Here is a 16,963-nt window from a genome sequence, read left to right as displayed (position 1 = left end):
CCACGGGGGAGGGGCAGCGCGCTCACCCCGGAATCGCGTGGATCAGCGCGCTCGCCGCCGCCGTCACGTCCGGCTGGCGCAGCAGGTGTTCGCCCACCAGCAGGCAGCGCGCGCCGTCGCGGCAGATGCGGCGGACATCCTCGGGCGTGCGGATGCCGCTCTCGCTGACGGGGATGCGGTCGGCGGGGATCAGCGGGACCAGCTCGTCCGACACGGAGAGGTCGGTCACCAGCGTCTTCAGGTTGCGGTTGTTCACGCCGATCAGCCGCGTCTCCAGCCCCAGGGCCCGATCGAGCTCCCGCCGGTCATGCACCTCCGCCAGCACGGACATGTCGAGCGAGCGGGCGATGTCCTCGAGCTCATGCGCCTGCTCGTCCGACAGCGCGGCCAGGATCAGCAGGATGCAGTCGGCGCCCATCGCGCGCGCCTCGAAGACCTGCCAGGGATCCACCATGAAATCCTTGCGCAGGACGGGCAGCCTGCAGGCGGCGCGCGCGGCGGCGAGATCCTCGGCGGAGCCCTGGAACCAGGGGCCGTCCGTCAGCACGGAGAGGCAGGCCGCCCCCGCCGCCTCATAGGCCTTCGCGAGCTCCGCCGGGTCGAAAGGATCGCGGATCAGCCCGCCGGAGGGCGAGGCGCGCTTGATCTCGGCGATCAGGCCGACCCTGCCCTCCGCCACGGCATCGCAGAGCGCGCCGGTGAAGTCGCGCGTCGGGCCGGCATCGCGCGCCTTGCGCTCCATCTCGGCCAGCGGGGTCTCGGCCGAGCGCTCCCGCACCTCCGCGTATTTGTCGGCGAGGATTCTGGCGAGCGTGTCGGAGATCAGGTCGGTCGGGGCATTCATGCGGGTGCTCAGGATTCCGGGGGCTCGGGCGGCGGCGGGGCCGCGGCCGCGCGCAGCTTGCGCAGCACGTCCAACGCGGCGCCCCCATCAAGGCTCCGCGCAGCCAAGGCAACCCCGTCCCGGAGCGTGGCTGCCCTGCCCGCGACGATGAGCGATGCTGAGGCGTTCAGCAGCACGCAATCGCGATAGGGCCCGGGCGCGCCTTCCAGCAGCGCCTGCAGGGCGGCGGCGTTCTCCGCCGGCTCGCCGCCGCGCAGTGCCTCGGCGGGCGCGCGGGCCAGGCCGGCTTCCTCCGGCGTGACCTCGAAGGCGCGGAACTTGCCATCGGCGAGCTCCACCACCTGCGAGGGGCCGGCAAGCGTCAGCTCGTCGAGGCCCTGGCCATGCACCAGCCAGGCGCGCTCCGTCCCGAGGCGGGCCAGCGTCTCCGCCATCGGGCGCAGCCAGTCGGGGCTGAAGGCGCCGGTCATCTGCCGCTTCACGCGTGCGGGATTCGCCAGCGGCCCGAGCAGGTTGAAGATGGTGCGCGTGCCGAGCTCCATCCGCGGGCCGGCCGCGTGGCGCAACGCGCTGTGGTGGCGCGGCGCCATCAGGAAGCACATGCCCGCATCCGCGAGGATCGCCGGCAGCCGGTCGAGCGGCGTCTCCATCACGGGGATGCCGAGCGCGGTCAGCGCATCCGCCGCCCCGGATTTCGAAGACAACGCGCGGTTGCCGTGCTTCGCCACCTTCACGCCGCAGCCGGCGACGACGAGCGCGGTGGCGGTGGAGATGTTGAGCGTGCCCGCCGCGTCGCCACCGGTTCCGACGATGTCCATCGCGTCCGCCGGTGCCTCCACGGCGATCATGCGGGCGCGCATGGCGCGCACGGCGCCCGTCATTTCGGCCACCGTCTCGCCGCGCACGCGCATGGCCATGAGAAGCCCGGCGATCTGCGCCGGCGTCGCCTCGCCGGCCATGATCATGCCGAAGGCGGCCTCGGCCTCGCTCTCGGCCAGGCGCTCGCCGGCGGCGAGGCGTGCCAGGACCTGCTTCACGCCGGCACCGGGGCATTCCGGCCCGCGCGCACGCCCGCGAGCGACAGGAAGTTGCGCAGCATGTCGTGGCCGTGCTCGGAGGCGATGCTCTCGGGATGGAACTGCACGCCCCAGATCGGCAGGTCGCGATGGGCGAGGCCCATGACCAGCCCGTCGGCCGTGCGGGCCGTGGCGATCAGCGTCTCCGGCAGGTCCTCGACCACCAGCGAATGGTAGCGCGTGGCGCGGAACGGGGAGGGCAGGCCCGCGAAGATGTCCGTGCCGTCGTGGATGACGTCCCAGACCTTGCCATGCACCGGCGTGGGCGCGCGCACCACCTTGCCGCCGAAGGCCTGGCCGATCGCCTGGTGGCCGAGGCAGACGCCCATCAGAGGCAACCGTCGTTCCGCCGCGGCGGCGATCAGCGGCAGGGAGATGCCGGCTTCGTTCGGCGTGCAGGGGCCGGGCGAGATGACGACGGCCTCGGGCTGCAGGGCGAGCGCCTCCTCCACGGAGAGGGCGTCGTTGCGCCGAACCTCCACCACCGCCCCAAGATCGCCGAGGAAGTGATAGAGATTGAAGGTGAAGCTGTCGTAGTTGTCGATCAGCAGGATCATGATGGCCGGACTCTCCGCCGCGCGCGGCGATTGATCAAGTGTTGCGCTGCGGCGGGGCTTGCGGCTGGCGTCCCCGCCTTGCGGCGCGGCTTCCATCTGCCATGGTGAGGCGGTGCCAGACCAGACAGCCCCCCGCTCCCTCTCGCCGCGCCTTGCCGAGGCGCTGTCCGGTGTCTCCGGCATCCTGGTGACGCCTTTCGACGCCGAGGACCGTCCGGCGCCGGACCGCCTTGCGCCCATCGTGGCGCGCGCGGCGGCGGCCGGGATCGGGGCGCTGACGGTGAACGGCAACACCTCGGAATTCTACGGCCTGACCTTCGAAGAGGCGCGACGGATGCAGACCGCGGTGCCGCAGATCGTGGGCGGCCGCTCCGTGGTGGTCGCCGGCGTCGGCCGTAGCGTGGCGGAGGCCGCGCAGCTTGCGCGCGCCGCGAAGGCCGATGGCTGCGACGCCATCATGATCCACCAGCCGCCCGATCCCTTCCGCGCGCCGCGCGGCGTCGCGGCCTATGTGGCGCGCGTGGCGGAGGCGGCGCAGGGCCTGCCGGTGCTGCTGTATCTGCGCGACGACGGCGCGGGGACGGAGGCGATCGCCGCACTCTGCGACATCCCCGGCGTGGTCGGCGTGAAATGGGCGACGCCCAACCTAATGAACCTGGCCGCGGCGCGGCGGGCGCGGCCCGACATCGCCTGGATCTGCGGCCTCGCTGAGCCCTGGGCGCCCCCCATGACCGCACTTGGTGCGCGCGGCTTCACCTCCGGCGTGATCAATGTGGCGCCGCATCTCTCGATGCGTGTGCTGCGCGCGCTGCAGCGCGGCGACATGGAGGACGCGAATGCCGCCATCGCCGCCATCGCGCCCTTCGAGGCGCTGCGCGCGGCGGAAGGCAACGGCGCCAATGTCTCCGTGGTGAAGGCGGCGCTGGCGCTGGCCGGCGAGGCGGTGGGCCCGGCGCGCCCACCGGCGGCCTGGCCGCTGCCGGCGGCCGCACTCGACGCGCTGAAGGCCGTCATGGCGGCATGGCCCCAGGAATGAACAGCATGACCGCTTCCCGCATCACCGCGATCCGCACGCTGCGCGTGCCGGAGCGCGCCAATCTCTGCTGGATCGAGATCGAGACCGCCGAGGGGCTGACCGGCCTCGGCGAGGCGTTTCGCGGGGCGGCCGCGGTGGAGGGGCAGGTGCATGACCTCGTCGCACCCTACCTGCTCGGCAAGGACGCGCGCGACATCGAGCGGCATCACCGCTTCCTGATGACGCCCTATGTCGGCTTCGGCTCGTCCTCGGCGGAGATCCGCGCGGCGTCGGCCGTGGACATCGCGCTGTGGGACCTGGCGGGGCAGCGGCTCGGCGTGCCGGTGCATGAGGCGCTGGGCGGCCTCTCGCGCGACCGCATCCGCGCCTACAACACCTGTGCGGGCTACGACTACAACTCGCGCCAGGTGCGGCGCGAGGTGGACGGGAAGGAGAACGCGACCGGCCCCTACGACGACCAGATCGCCTTCATGCGCTCCGCCGACGAACTGGCGCATTCGCTGCTGGACGAGGGCTTCACGGCGATGAAGATCTGGCCCTTCGACGGCGCGGCGGCGGCATCGGGCGGGCAGCTGATCAACCTCGATGACCTCAGGCGCGGCCTGGAACCCTTCGAAAAAATCCGCGCGGCGGTGGGCGACCGGATGGAGGTGATGGCGGAGCTGCATTCGCTCTGGTCGCTGCCCGCCGCCGCGCGCATCTGCAACGCGCTGGCGCCGCTGAAGCCCTTCTGGGTGGAGGACCCCATCGCCAAGATGGACGACGCGCTGAGCCTGGCGGAGCTGCGCCGCGCCGCGCCGGGCGTGCCGATCTGCGCGAGCGAGACGCTCGGCGGCAAGGTCGCCTTCCGCGACCTGCTGGTGGCGGGCGGCACCGATGTGGTGATGCTCGACCTGACCTGGTGCGGCGGCCTGACCGAGGCGCGCAAGATCGCGGCGCTGGCGGAGGCCTGGGCGCGGCCGGTCGCGCCGCATGATTGCACCGGCCCGGTCACGCTGGTCGCCAGCCTGCACTTCGCCCTGCACGCCGCGACCGCGATCTTCCAGGAGGTGGTGCGCGCCACGCTGGCCACCTGGTACCGCGACCTGGTGACGGACCTGCCCGTGCTGGAGAAGGGCTTCGTGCTGCCGATGGCGGGCCCCGGCCTCGGCACGCGACTGACGGCGGAGACGCGCAAGCGCGCGGCGACGCGGGAGAGCCGCGCTTAGCGCCGCGGGGTTCGCAACGCGCCGGCGCGGGGGGCACCATCGGCGCAATGCCGCCCGAGGAAAAACGCCGCCAGATCGTGGGCATCCTGCTGGTGCTCGCCTCCTGCGCGTCCTTTGCGATGTCGCCGAGCGCGGCGCGCTTCGCCTTCGAGGCCGGTGGCAACACGCTGACCGTGGCCACGCTGCGCGCCGCCGTCGGCGTGGTGCTGATCGCGCTGCTGCTGGCGGCGACGCGCGAGAGTTTCCGTCTGCCCGCCGCCGCGCTGCGGCCGAGCCTCGCGGCCGGCGCGTTGAGCGCGATCGTCTCCTATGGCTTCGTCGGCGCGGTGGCGTTCATCCCGGTCGGGCTCGCGCTGCTCGTCTTCTTCACCCATCCGCTGCTGATCGCGGCACTCTGGCACTGGCAGGGGAAGGAGCGGTTCACGCTGCGCAAGCTCGGCCTGGCGCTGGTGGTGCTGGCGGGGCTGGGGCTCGCGATTGGCACCGCCTTCGACGGGCTCGATCCGCGCGGCATCCTGCTGGCGGCGCTGGCCTCGGTGGCGGTGACGGGGATGATCGCCTTCTCCGCCCGCGCACGACAGCTGGCCGGCAGCGCGCCGATCAACCTGCTGGTCGCGCTGGTCAGCGCCGGGCTGACCGGCGGCCTCACCACGGCGCTCGGCGCCTGGGCGTTTCCGGCCGGGACGATCGGCTGGCTGGGCGTGCTCGGCGCGGGGCTCGGCACGACGCTCGGGCTGCTGATGTTCCTGGCCAGCTTCCGCTACGTCAGCCCGGTGCGCGCGACCATGCTGAGCAATGTCGAGCCGGTCTTCGGCATCCTCATCGCGATGGCGCTGCTGGGCGAATGGCTGACGCCGCTGCAATGGGGCGGGGTTGCGCTGGTGGTCGCCGGGCTGGTCCTGTTCGAGATGCCGGCGAAGCAGAGGAACTGAGATGAACGCCGCCTTCCCGCACCTGTTCGCGCCGCTGGACCTGGCCGGGCGACGCCTGCGCAACCGGATCGGCTTCGCGGCGATGTCCACGCGCTTCTCCGACCCGGGCCGCGTCAGCGAGCGGCTGATCACGCATCTGGCGGCGCGGGCGCGCGGCGGCGCGGGGATCGTGATCACGGAGGCGTTCTGCGCGGCGCCGAGCGCGCGCACGCCCGTGCGCCCCTGGGCCTTCGACGAGGGCGCGCTGCCCGGCTTCGCGCAGCTGGCGGAAGCGGTGCAGCGCCATGGCGCGGCGCTGGTCGGGCAGCTCTGGCATGGCGGCTCGGCACATCACGGGCCGCGCGGGCTCGATTCCGTCGGCGCCTCGGCGGTGCCGGACGGCATGTCCTGGACGGTGCCGCGCGTGCTGGAGGATGCCGAGATCGAGGGGCTGGTCGCGGACTATGCGGACAGCGCGCATCGCCTGCAGCGCGCCGGCTTCGCGGGGGTGGAGGTCTCGGCGGCGCATGGCTTCCTGCCGCTGCAGTTCCTCTCGCCCGTCACGAACCGGCGGGAGGATCGCTGGGGCGGCGATGCGGCGGGGCGCAGCCGCTTCGTGCGGGAGATCCTGCGCGCCATCCGTGCGCGCTGCGGCGCGGGCTTCATCATCGGCCTGAAGATGCCGGCGGATGACGGCGTCCCGGGCTCGATCGACGCGGAGGAGGCGCAGCGGCTGGTGCGGCATATCGTCGCGGATGCGCCGCCGGACTGGCTCTGCTTCAGCCAGGGCAGCCACAGCGGCGGCTGGGCGCTGCATCTGCACGCGCCCGACATGCACGACCCCGTCGCGCCCTATCGCGCGCTGTGGCGCGCCATGCGGGAGGCGGCGGGGGCGGTGCCGATCGCGGCCATCGGGCGCATCCAGGCGCCGCATGTCGCGGAGGCGATCCTCGCCGGCGGCGATGCCGATCTGGTGATGCTCGCGCGGCCGCTGCTGGCCGATGCGAACTGGCCGGCCAAGGCCGAAGCCGGAAGGGCCGCTGCGATCACGCCCTGCATCGGCTGCAACGCCTGCTGGGGCGAGATCCATCGCGGCGTCGCGACTGGCTGCAGCGTGAACCCGCATGTGGGTTCGCCGCAGGATGGCTTGCCGGTCGTGCGGGCGGCGCAGACGAAGCGCGTCGTCGTGGTCGGGGCCGGGATGGCCGGGCTGCAGGCGGCGGTGGGGGCGGCGGAGCGCGGGCATCGCGTGACGCTGTTCGGCGCATCGGCGGCGCCTGGCGGCGCGGCGGCGCTGCATGCGCGTCTGCCGGGCTGCGGCGACATCGCGCGCGCCATCGCGCATCTCGTTGCGCGCGCCGGGGCGGCCGGCGTGCGGATGCGCCTCGGCGCGCCGGTGGAGGCCGCGCAGGTGCTGGCCGAGTCTCCCGAGACCGTGATCCTCGCGACCGGCGCGGCGATGCCGCCGCCGCGAGGCTTCGCCGATCCTGCGATGGCCGCGCGGGACATCCGCTCGGCAATGGCCGCACTGCTCGCCGAGCCTGCGCGGCGCGGCGGGCTTGCGGTGCTGCTGGACCTGGATGCGACGCCGGCGACCTATGACGCGGCGGAACTGCTGGCGGAGCGGTTCGACAAGGTGCTGCTGGTGACGCCGCGCGAGGCCATCGCGCGCGATTCGCCGCTGCTGGTCGCGCAGGGCATCCAGAAGCGCCTGTCGGCACGTCGTGTGACGCTGCTCACCTGCCGCGATGCGATCTCCTTCGACGATGGTGCGGTCATCTTACGCCACGCCCTGACCGCCGAGCTGGAGACGATCCGCGACGTGTCGCTCCTCACCTTCGCGAGCGGGCGCGTGCCGCGAGACGGGTTGGTCGCACAACTGCGCGCCGCGGGCGTGAGGGTGCGGCTTGTCGGCGACTCGCTGGCGCCGCGGCTGATGCTGTCGGCCGTGCGGGAGGGCGAGGCCGCGGCCGAGGCGGCCTGATCCGCGCCGCCTCACCTGTTCTTGCTGCGGTGCAATGCTGCAGCCCCAGTGACGGAATGCAACATGGAATGGCGCGTTAACGTGCAGTCATGGGCATTGCCCGACTGCACTTCGCTGTCATGCCGGGCAAATGATGCATTTCGTGGCATGGCGCATCCCGCCAATGCTACCATCTATCTGGGATCGAACAGGGGGACACGGAGGCGTGACAGGAGGGGAGCATCCCGCCGGTTACATGCACGTTCCGTTGCCGCCCGTCCTGGCGCTGTGGAGCGGCTGATGCAGATCACCGACGACGTCTTCTCCGGCTACGCCCGCGACTACGACCGCCGCCGTGACGCGGAGATGTCGCTGCAGGAGTATCTCGAAGGCTGTCGCAGCGATCCCGGCATGTTCGCCTCCGCGCCCGAACGCATCCTCGCTGCGATCGGCGAGCCGGAGCTGGTGGACACGGCGAAGGACTCCCGGCTGGGGCGCATTTTCCTGAACCGCACGATCCGCCGCTATCCCGCCTTCGCCGAGTTCTACGGCATGGAGGAGACGATCGAGCGCATCGTCGGCTTCTTCCGCCATGCGGCGCAGGGGCTCGAGGAACGCAAGCAGATCCTCTACCTGCTCGGCCCCGTCGGCGGCGGCAAATCCTCGCTGGCGGAGCGGCTGAAGGCGCTGATGGAGGTGATGCCCGTCTACGCGCTGAAGGCGGGCGACCAGGTGTCCCCAGTGTTCGAAAGCCCGCTCGGCCTCTTCGACGTCGAGAAGCACGGCGCCGTGATGGAGGACCGCTACGGCATCCCGCGCCGGCGCCTCGGCGGCTTCATGAGCCCCTGGGCGGTGAAGCGCCTCGATGAGTTCCGCGGCGACATCTCCCGCTTCCGCGTGGTGCGCCTGAACCCCTCGCGCCTGCGGCAGATCGCCATCGCCAAGACCGAGCCGGGCGACGAGAACAACCAGGACATCTCCTCCCTGGTCGGGAAGGTGGACATCCGCAAGCTGGAGCTGCATGCGCAGAACGACCCGGATGCCTACAGCTTCTCGGGCGGCCTCAACCGAGCCAACCAGGGCATGCTCGAATTCGTCGAGATGTTCAAGGCGCCGATCAAGATGCTGCACCCGCTGCTGACCGCGACCCAGGAAGGCAGCTACATCGGCACGGAGAACATCGGCGCCATCCCGTTCAACGGGATCATCATGGCGCATTCGAACGAGGCGGAATGGCAGACCTTCCGCAACAACCGCAACAACGAAGCCTTCATCGACCGCATCTACGTCATCAAGGTGCCGTACTGCCTGCGCGCGACCGAGGAGCAGAAGATCTACGACAAGCTGGTGCGCGGCAGCGAGCTGGCGGAGGCGCCCTGCGCGCCGGGCACGCTGGAGATGCTTGCGCGGTTCTCCGTGCTGTCGCGCCTCAAGCGGCACGAGAACAGCAACCTCTTCTCCAAGATGCGCGTCTATGACGGCGAGAGCCTGAAGGAGACGGATCCGCGCGCGCGGTCGCTGCAGGAATACCGGGACGCCGCGGGCAACGACGAAGGCATGGACGGCATCTCCACCCGCTTCGCCTTCAAGGTGCTGGCGGCCACCTACAACCACGACACCGCGGAAGTCGCGGCCGACCCGGTGCACCTGATGTATGTGCTGGAGCAGGCGATCCGCCGCGAGCAGTTCGGCGACGACACCGAGAAGCGCTACCTGGAGTTCATCAAGGGCGAGCTCGCGCCGCGCTATGCCGAGTTCATCGGGAACGAGATCCAGAAGGCTTATCTGGAGAGCTATTCGGACTATGGGCAGAACCTGTTCGACCGCTACGTCTCCTACGCCGACGCCTGGATCGAGGACCTGGACTACAAGGATCCCGACACCGGCCAGCTGCTGAACCGCGAGGCGCTGAACCAGGAGCTGACGAAGATCGAGAAGCCCGCGGGCATCGCGAACCCCAAGGACTTCCGCAACGAGGTCGTGAAGTTTTCTCTTCGTGCGCGGGCGTCCAACGCTGGGAAGAACCCGGCCTGGACGTCCTACGAGAAAATCCGCGAGGTGATCGAGCGGCGGATGTTCAGCCAGGTGGAGGAACTGCTGCCCGTGATCTCCTTCGGCTCCAAGAAGGACCAGGAGAGCGAGCGCAAGCATGACGAGTTCGTCCGCCGCATGACCGCGCGGGGCTACACCGAGCGGCAGGTGCGGCGCCTGGTGGAGTGGTACATGCGCGTCAAGCAGTCCGGCTGACCCACGGGAGAGCTGGACCTGAAAGACGGAGGCTGATGCAGATCGTCGACCGCCGCCTGAACCCGGGCGGCAAGAGCCTGGCCAACCGGCAGCGCTTCCTGAGACGCGCCAAGGACATGGTGCGCGAGGCGGTGCGAAACTCGGCGGGCGAGCGCAGCCTGAAGGACATCGAGCGCGGCGGCGAGGTGACCATCCCCGCCTCGGGCGTGAAGGAGCCCCATCTGCGCCGCGCCTCGGGCGGCTTCCGCGAGCATGTGCTGCCCGGCAACAAGGAATACCTGGAAGGCGACACCATCCCCCGCCCGCAGGGCGGCAGCGGAGGCGGCGGCAGCGAGGGCAGCCCGGACGGGGAGGGCGAGGACGCCTTCCGCTTCGCGCTGACGCAGGAGGAGTTTTTGGAACTCTTCCTGGAGGACCTGGAACTGCCGGAGCTCGCCAAGAAGCGCGTGGTGGAGGGCGATGCCTCCGGCGTGCGGCGCGCGGGCTTCGCGACGCAGGGCTCGCCGGCGAATGTCGCGCTCGGGCGCACGATGCGCAACGCGCTGTCGCGCCGGCTGGCGCTGCGCCGGCCGAAGCCCGACGAGCTGGACGAGCTGGAAGAGGCGCTGCGCACCGCGGAGGAGAACGACCCCGCCGAGGCCGAGGCGCTGCGCGCGCGGATCGACCGCCTGCGCAACCGCACGCTGCGCATCCCCTATATCGACCCCATCGACGTGCGCTACCGCCAGTTCGAGCCGGCGCCGAAGCCGATCGCGCGCGCGGTCATGTTCTGCCTGATGGATGTCTCCGGCAGCATGACGGAGGGCATGAAGGACCTGGCGAAGCGCTTCTACCTGCTGCTGCACCTGTTCCTGCGCCGCCGCTACAAGCATGTGGACGTGGTCTTCATCCGCCACACCCACGAAGCCAAGGAGGTGGACGAGGAGACCTTCTTCCGCAGCCCTGAGACGGGCGGCACCGTCGTCTCCACCGCCTTCGAGGAGATGATCAAGGTGATGGACGCGCGCTACAGCCCGGCCGACTGGAACATCTACGTCGCGCAGGCCTCCGACGGCGACAACACCTCGGCCGACAACGACCGCACCGCCGCGCTGCTGATGGGCCGCGTGATCCCGGCCTGCCAGTATTTCGCCTATCTCGAAGTCGGGCGCGAGGACGATGGCGGGCCGATCGGCTTCATGCCGCGCGAGACGGAGCTGTGGCGCACCTATGGCCGCCTGCGCGCGGAAGAGCCGCGGCTGGCGATGCGCAAGGTGCGTCACCGCAAGGACATCTACCCGGTGTTCCGCGACCTGTTCCGCAAGGGTGCGATGGAGGAAGCAGCCAAGTGAGCGCGGCCGATTCACGCTTCCGATGCTTGCGGCTTCGCCGCTCCGCCCTCCGGCGATCGGACGCGGGCAAGTGAGCGCCGTCCGCGACGACCGGCTACTGTTCCAGGGCGCCGACTGGGACTTCGACACGCTCCGCCGCATCCACGACGCATGCGGCGAGATCGCGACCGGAGAACTCGGCCTGTCGCTCTATCCGACGCGGATCGAGGTGATCTCGGCCGAGCAGATGCTGGACGCCTATGCGGCGAACGGCATGCCGGTGCTGTATCGCCACTGGTCCTTCGGCAAGCGCTTCGCGCGGCACGAGACGATGTACCGCAAGGGCTTCCAGGGCCTGGCGTACGAGATCGTCATCAACTCCTCCCCCTGCCTCTGCTACGTGATGGAGGAGAACACGGCGACGATGCAGGCGCTGGTGATCGCGCACGCCGCCTATGGCCACAACCACTTCTTCCGCAACAACCACCTGTTCCTGGAATGGACGGACGCGCACGGCATCCTCGACTACCTGGAATTCGCCCGTGGCTACATCATGAACTGCGAGGACAAATACGGCGAGGCAGCGGTGGAGCGCGTGCTGGATGCCGCGCATGCGCTGTCCTCCCAGGGCGTGTTCCGAGTGCCGCGCCGGCGCATCCCGGACCTCGCCAGCGAGGAGCGGCGGGAGCGCGAGCGGCGCCAGCACGAGGAGCGCATCTACGACGACCTCTGGCGCACCATTCCCGGCCCGCGCAACGCGCCGGCCGCGAAGGCCGAGGAAGCGCGCCGCCGCGCGCTGCTGCAGCTGCCGCAGGAGAACATCCTGTATTTCCTGGAGAAGACCGCCCCGCGCCTGCGGCCCTGGCAGCGCGAGATCCTGCGCATCGTGCGTCACGTCGAACAGTATTTCTACCCGCAGCGTCAGACCAAGGTGATGAACGAAGGCTGCGCCACCTGGGTGCACCACCGCATCATGACGCGGCTGCACGAGCAGGGGCGGCTGACCGACGGGCAGTATCTCGAGTTCCTGCACAGCCACACCAACGTGGTCTTCCAGCCGACCTTCGACGATCCGCGCTATGGCGGCATCAACCCCTATGCGCTCGGCTTCGCCATGATGGAGGACATCGCCCGCATCGCGACCGCCCCCGATGAGGAGGATCGCGCCTGGTTCCCCGGCCTTGCCGGCTGCGGCGATGCCGAGGGCGCGCTGCGGGAGGCCTGGGCGAACCACCGCGACGACAGCTTCATCGCGCAATACCTCTCGCCGCGGCTGATGCGGAAGCTGCGCATGTTCCACCTGGCGGACGACGACCGGGAGGAGGAACTGCGCGTCAATGCCATCCATGACGAGCGCGGCTACCGCAGGCTGCGGCGCGCGCTGTCGCGGCAATACGACATCGGCCATGTGGATCCCGACATCCAGGTGGAGGATGTGGACCTCATCGGCGACCGCCGGCTGATCCTGCACCACCGCGTGCTGGAAAGGCAGCTGCTGGAGCCGGATGAGGCGCGGGCGGTGCTGCAGCACCTTGCCGACCTTTGGGGCTATGGCGTGCTGCTGCGCGAGGTGGATGCGACCACCGGCGCGGTGCTGCGAGAGCACCACGCCGGCGCGCGGCCGGGTATCGTGGAATAGGCGGCCGCTACAGGGTCGTCGACACGCCCTTCTCGGGCACCAGCACCTTCGCATTCGCGCCCGCCATCGCCTGCACGAAGGAATCCGGCGTCGCGGCGATGATGGGGAAGGTGCCCCAGTGGCAGGGGATCGCGGTCTTCACGCTCGGCAGGAAGCGGCGCACCGCCAGCGCGCCGCGCTTGCCGTCCATCGTGAACCGGTCGCCGACCGGCACGATCGCCACGCTCGGCCGGTGCAGCTCGTCGATCAGCGCCATGTCGGAGAAGATCTCGGTGTCGCCCATGTGATAGACGGTCGGCTCCGCCGCGTCCTTCGGCGTGATCACCACGCCATGCGGCAGGCCAAGGTCGTGGGTGATGCCGTTCTCGTCCATGACGGAGGAGGAGTGGAAGGCGACGGTCAGCGTGACGCTGAACTCGCCCTGGTCGGTTGTGCCGCCCGAATTCATCGGGTCCATCGCGGTGAGGCCCTTCTTCGCGAGCCACATGCAGATCTCGTAGTTCGCAACGACCTTGGCGCCGGTGCGCTGCGAGATCGCCAGCGCATCGCCCACATGGTCGGCATGGCCATGCGTGATCACCACATGCGTCGCCCCGGCCGAGGCCTGCGCGGGATCGCCGGAGAAGACGGGGTTGCCCGTCAGGAAGGGGTCGATCAGCACGACCGACTTGCCGAATTCCAGCCGATAGGCGGAGTGGCCGAACCAGGTGAGCTTCATGAACGCGTTCTCCCGAATGGCGCGATGCGGGACTTCTAGCCGATGCCGCCGTCCACCCGAAAGCCGGCCAGCGCGGCCCAGACGTTGCGCGGCGTCATAGGCAGCGTCACGGCGGCGCCGCCGAGCGCGTCGCTCACCGCATTCGCCACGGCCGCCGGCGCGCCATTGGTCGGCAGCTCGCCCACGCCCTTGATGCCGAGCGCGTTGTTGGGCGAGGGCACGCCCGCCAGCACATACGCGAAGTCCGGCAGGTCGGCGGCGCGCGGCATGGCGTAGTCCATCAGCGTCGCGCTCTGCAGCTGGCCGTCGGCGTCGTAGCACGCCTCCTCGAGCAGGGCGCCGCCGATGCCCGCGGCGAAGCCGCCATGCAGCTGGCCCGCCAGCAGCATCGGGTTCACCACCGTGCCGGCATCGACGGCGGCGCTGAAGCGATCCAGCGTGACCTCGCCCGTCTCCGGGTCCACCTCCACCTCCGCCACGGCGATGCCTGCGGGCCAGGTGACGACGGTGTCGGCGAAATCGGCGCGGCCCTCGATCTGGCCGCTGCGCGCCGCGAGTTCGAACAGGCCGATGCGGCGGTCGGTGCCGACCACGGCATAGGCGCCGTGCTGCCATTCGATGTCGGCGGCGGCCGCTTCCAGCGCCTCCCCCGCCACGTCCTTCCCGGCCTCGATCGCCGCCCGCGCGGCAAGCGCGAAGGTGGTGCCCGAGACGATGGTGGAGGAGGAGCCGCCGGTGCCGCCGCCGCGCGGAATGGTCGCGCTGTCGCCCTGCAGGATGCGGATGCGCGCGGGCTCCACGCCGAAGGCAGCGGCCAGCACCTGCGCGAAGGCGGTGGCGTGGCCCTGGCCCTGGCTCTGCGTGCCGGTGCGCGCGGCGATCGTGCCATCCGGCAGCACCTGCACGATGGAGGTCTCGTCGCCCCACCCGCCGGAGCCGTGCAGATGGCAGGACAGGCCGCGCCCGCGCAGCCTGCCGCGAGCGCGGCTCGCGGCGCGTCGCGCGACGAAGCCATCGTCATCCGCCTCGCGCAGCGCCGCGTCCAGCAGCGCATGATAGTCGCCGCTTTCGTAGGAAAAGCCGAGTGCGGTGCGGTAGGGGAAGGCGTCGCGCGGCACCAGGTTCAGCCGGCGCAGCGCCACGGGATCGCGCCCCGTCTCCCGCGCCGCCTGGTCCACCGCGCGTTCCAGCAGCACCAGGGCCTCCGGCTTGCCGGCGCCGCGCACCGCGTCCACGGGCGCGGTGTTGGTAAAGGCGCAGCGCATGCGGATGTGGGCGGCGGGAATGTCGTAGAGGCCGGTGATGACCTTCGCCAGGCCGCCGGTCGGGATGCTCGGCGTGACCAGCGAGACATAGGCGCCGAAATTGGCGATGGCCTCGACGCGCAGCGCGGTGAAGCGGCCCTCGGCGTCCAGCGCCAAGGAGAGCTCCGCGACCAGGTCGCGCGCATGGGTGTCCGCCAGGTGGTGTTCCGTGCGGTCCTGCACCCAGCGCACGGCGTGGCGCAGCCGGTCGGCGGCGAAGCAGACCAGCGACTGCTCGGGATAGAGCGGCAGCTTTGGCCCGAAGCCGCCGCCGACATCGGGCGTCACCACCCGCAGCCTCTCGCGCGGCCAGCGCAGCACGCTGTCGCAGAGCAGGCGATGCAGCACATGCACCCCCTGCGAGGGCGTGGTCAGCGTCACGACCCCGTCCTGCCATTCCGCCAGCGCCGCGCGCGTCTCGATGTAGCCCGCGACGATGCGGGGCGAGCGCAGCGCGACGCGCGTGACATGCGCGGCGCGGGCGAAGGCGGCCTGCACCGCGGCGGCGTCGCCCTTGTGCCAGTCGCAGACGAGGTTGCCGGGGGCTTCCTCGTGGATCGCCGGCGCGCCCTCGGCCAGCGCGTCTTCCGGCAGGACCAGGGCGGGGAGGGGATCGTAGTCCACCTCTATCGCCTCGGCCGCGTCGCGCGCCTGGGCGAGCGTGTCCGCGACGACCATCGCGACGATCTCGCCCACATGGCGCACGCGCCCCGGCGCGATGGGCAGGCGCGGCGGTTCGGCATGGCGCCGGCCGTCGGGGTCGAAGATCTCGGTCAGCGCCGGCGTGTGGCCGAGCGCCGCGGTGTCCTCCGCGGAGAACACCGCCGCGACGCCCGGCATCGCCCGCGCCGCTGCGCCGTCCACGCGCAGCACGCGCGCATGGGCGTGCGGGGAGCGGACGAAGACCGCATGCAGCGCGCCACCCGCCGGAAGATCCGCGGTGAAACGCCCGCCGCCCGTCAGCAGGCGCGGATCCTCAAGCCGGCGGAGGGGCTGGCCGAGGCCAGGAAGCGCATCGAAGGCCATGATGGCCATCTATATCGGGAGTGGCCCGTGCGGCGAAGGAGGCGTCAACGCCGTGGATCAGGTTGCGCCGCCCCCACCCCGACCCTCCCCCGCATGCGGGGGAGGGTGTGACAGGGCGCTCAGCGCGAGCAGGCGGCGCCGCCGAGCACACAGAAGCGGGCGCAATGCGGGTGGTTCAGCGCCACCGGTCGCATCGCCTCGGACAGGCTCGCGCCGAGCTCGAATTGCGGGTCGTAGGGCAGCAGCGTGCAGGCGACCACGGCAGGCCGCGCCGCGCCCTTGCGCTTCACCACCATGCGGGAGGAGGCGCACATCACGCTCTCCGGCGACTTGTGCAGGATGCCCCAGCACGCTTCCGTGATCTCCGGCACGTCGGCCGCGGCGTCCATCTCGGGGAACAGCATCAGGGCCACGGGGTCGGCTGCGTCCACCGGGATGCCGTGCTCGGCGAAGAGTCGTGCGAAGCCCGCGCGCATCGTCGCCTCGTCCTCGCCGCCGAAGGTCGCGCGGCCAGCGACATGCAGTCCGAAGCCCTCGCGCGCCAGCCAGGCCAGGCCTTCCAGCGTCTTGGCGAAGCTGCCCTCGCCGCGCTCGACATCGTGATGCGCGGCCTCGTGGTGGTCGAGGCTGACGCGCAGGGTCAGCCGGTCGGTGCCGAAGCGGTCGCGCAGCGCCAGCAGGCCCTTCGCGTAGCGCCGCATCGGCTGCATCGCGTTGGTCAGCACGATCGCGGTCAGGCCCGGCCGCGACAGCACCTCGGCGAGCATCGGCAGCAGGTCCGGGTTCATGAAGGGCTCGCCGCCGGTGAAGCCCACTTCGCGCAGCGGCTCGCCGCGCGCCTCGGCCTCATCGAGATAGGCCTTCACCTCGGCGGCGGAGATGTAGGTCAGCGCGTCGTTGCGCGGGCTGCTCTCGATGTAGCAGTTGGCGCAGGTGATGTTGCAGAGCGTGCCGGTGTTCACCCAAAGGGTGTCGAGGCCGGTCGGCGCCACGGTCGCACGGCGCTCGCCCTTGGCGGTGATGTTCGGGTCGCGAAACTTGCCGGCCGCAAGGCGGGGCGGCGTGGCCGGGGTGCGGACGGACACGGAGGCTCCTCGGACTGTTCGACGGGGCTTCGCCGCCGG

The 16,963-nt window shown here is 71.1% G+C and carries 13 protein-coding genes; 7 read left to right on the top strand and 6 right to left on the bottom strand.

Features of this window, described 5'->3' with window-relative positions:
• Positions 1-22 precede the first annotated feature (22 nt).
• The 3 genes from trpC to DFH01_RS21280 are packed head-to-tail and all read right to left on the bottom strand — an operon-like array spanning position 23 to position 2,477.
• Positions 23-844 (bottom strand): indole-3-glycerol phosphate synthase TrpC, encoded by an 822-nt coding sequence (gene trpC, locus DFH01_RS21290; protein WP_109872529.1) that lies wholly within the window; start codon positions 842-844, stop codon positions 23-25.
• Positions 845-852: 8 nt separating this feature from the next.
• On the bottom strand, positions 853-1,881 hold the full coding sequence (trpD, locus tag DFH01_RS21285; protein WP_109872528.1) for an anthranilate phosphoribosyltransferase: 1,029 nt from the start codon (positions 1,879-1,881) through the stop codon (positions 853-855).
• On the bottom strand, positions 1,878-2,477 hold the full coding sequence (locus DFH01_RS21280; RefSeq protein ID WP_109872527.1) for an anthranilate synthase component II: 600 nt from the start codon (positions 2,475-2,477) through the stop codon (positions 1,878-1,880). The genes trpD and DFH01_RS21280 overlap by 4 nt, the downstream gene beginning before the upstream one ends.
• Before the next feature lie 112 nt (positions 2,478-2,589).
• Between DFH01_RS21280 and DFH01_RS21275 the strand changes: the two genes are divergently transcribed.
• From DFH01_RS21275 to DFH01_RS21245, 7 genes are all read left to right on the top strand, one after another.
• Complete coding sequence (locus DFH01_RS21275; RefSeq protein WP_109872526.1) at positions 2,590-3,513, top strand: dihydrodipicolinate synthase family protein; 924 nt, start codon at positions 2,590-2,592, stop codon at positions 3,511-3,513.
• A gap of 5 nt (positions 3,514-3,518) precedes the next feature.
• The gene (locus DFH01_RS21270) at positions 3,519-4,721 is read left to right on the top strand and encodes a mandelate racemase/muconate lactonizing enzyme family protein (RefSeq protein WP_109872911.1); all 1,203 of its coding nucleotides are present in this window, start codon (positions 3,519-3,521) and stop codon (positions 4,719-4,721) included.
• 47 nt (positions 4,722-4,768) lie between these two features.
• Positions 4,769-5,653: an EamA family transporter gene (locus tag DFH01_RS21265; protein WP_109872525.1), complete on the top strand. Its 885-nt coding sequence runs from the start codon at positions 4,769-4,771 to the stop codon at positions 5,651-5,653.
• Position 5,654: 1 nt separating this feature from the next.
• On the top strand, positions 5,655-7,616 hold the full coding sequence (locus DFH01_RS21260) for an oxidoreductase (RefSeq protein ID WP_109872524.1): 1,962 nt from the start codon (positions 5,655-5,657) through the stop codon (positions 7,614-7,616).
• 279 nt (positions 7,617-7,895) lie between these two features.
• On the top strand, positions 7,896-9,842 hold the full coding sequence (locus tag DFH01_RS21255) for a PrkA family serine protein kinase (RefSeq protein WP_109872523.1): 1,947 nt from the start codon (positions 7,896-7,898) through the stop codon (positions 9,840-9,842).
• Positions 9,843-9,877: 35 nt separating this feature from the next.
• Positions 9,878-11,173 (top strand): YeaH/YhbH family protein, encoded by a 1,296-nt coding sequence (locus DFH01_RS21250; RefSeq protein WP_109872522.1) that lies wholly within the window; start codon positions 9,878-9,880, stop codon positions 11,171-11,173.
• Between the two features lie 70 nt (positions 11,174-11,243).
• A complete protein-coding gene (locus DFH01_RS21245; RefSeq protein ID WP_233256224.1) occupies positions 11,244-12,791 on the top strand; it encodes a SpoVR family protein in 1,548 nt (515 codons plus the stop codon).
• A gap of 7 nt (positions 12,792-12,798) precedes the next feature.
• Here DFH01_RS21245 and DFH01_RS21240 read toward each other — a convergent pair whose 3' ends face one another.
• The 3 genes from DFH01_RS21240 to DFH01_RS21230 all read right to left on the bottom strand — a co-directional run bounded on the left by DFH01_RS21240 (position 12,799) and on the right by DFH01_RS21230 (position 16,924).
• On the bottom strand, positions 12,799-13,509 hold the full coding sequence (locus DFH01_RS21240; RefSeq protein WP_109872520.1) for a metal-dependent hydrolase: 711 nt from the start codon (positions 13,507-13,509) through the stop codon (positions 12,799-12,801).
• A gap of 35 nt (positions 13,510-13,544) precedes the next feature.
• Positions 13,545-15,848 (bottom strand): xanthine dehydrogenase family protein molybdopterin-binding subunit, encoded by a 2,304-nt coding sequence (locus tag DFH01_RS21235; RefSeq protein ID WP_109872519.1) that lies wholly within the window; start codon positions 15,846-15,848, stop codon positions 13,545-13,547.
• A gap of 110 nt (positions 15,849-15,958) precedes the next feature.
• The gene (locus DFH01_RS21230; RefSeq protein ID WP_233256223.1) at positions 15,959-16,924 is read right to left on the bottom strand and encodes a radical SAM protein; all 966 of its coding nucleotides are present in this window, start codon (positions 16,922-16,924) and stop codon (positions 15,959-15,961) included.
• Positions 16,925-16,963: the final 39 nt, after the last annotated feature.

This window comes from Falsiroseomonas bella, from assembly GCF_003173615.1.
Taxonomy (GTDB): domain Bacteria; phylum Pseudomonadota; class Alphaproteobacteria; order Acetobacterales; family Acetobacteraceae; genus Falsiroseomonas; species Falsiroseomonas bella.
The sequence above is the reverse complement of the archived record's forward strand: the minus strand, read 5'-3'. Positions and strand labels throughout refer to the sequence as shown.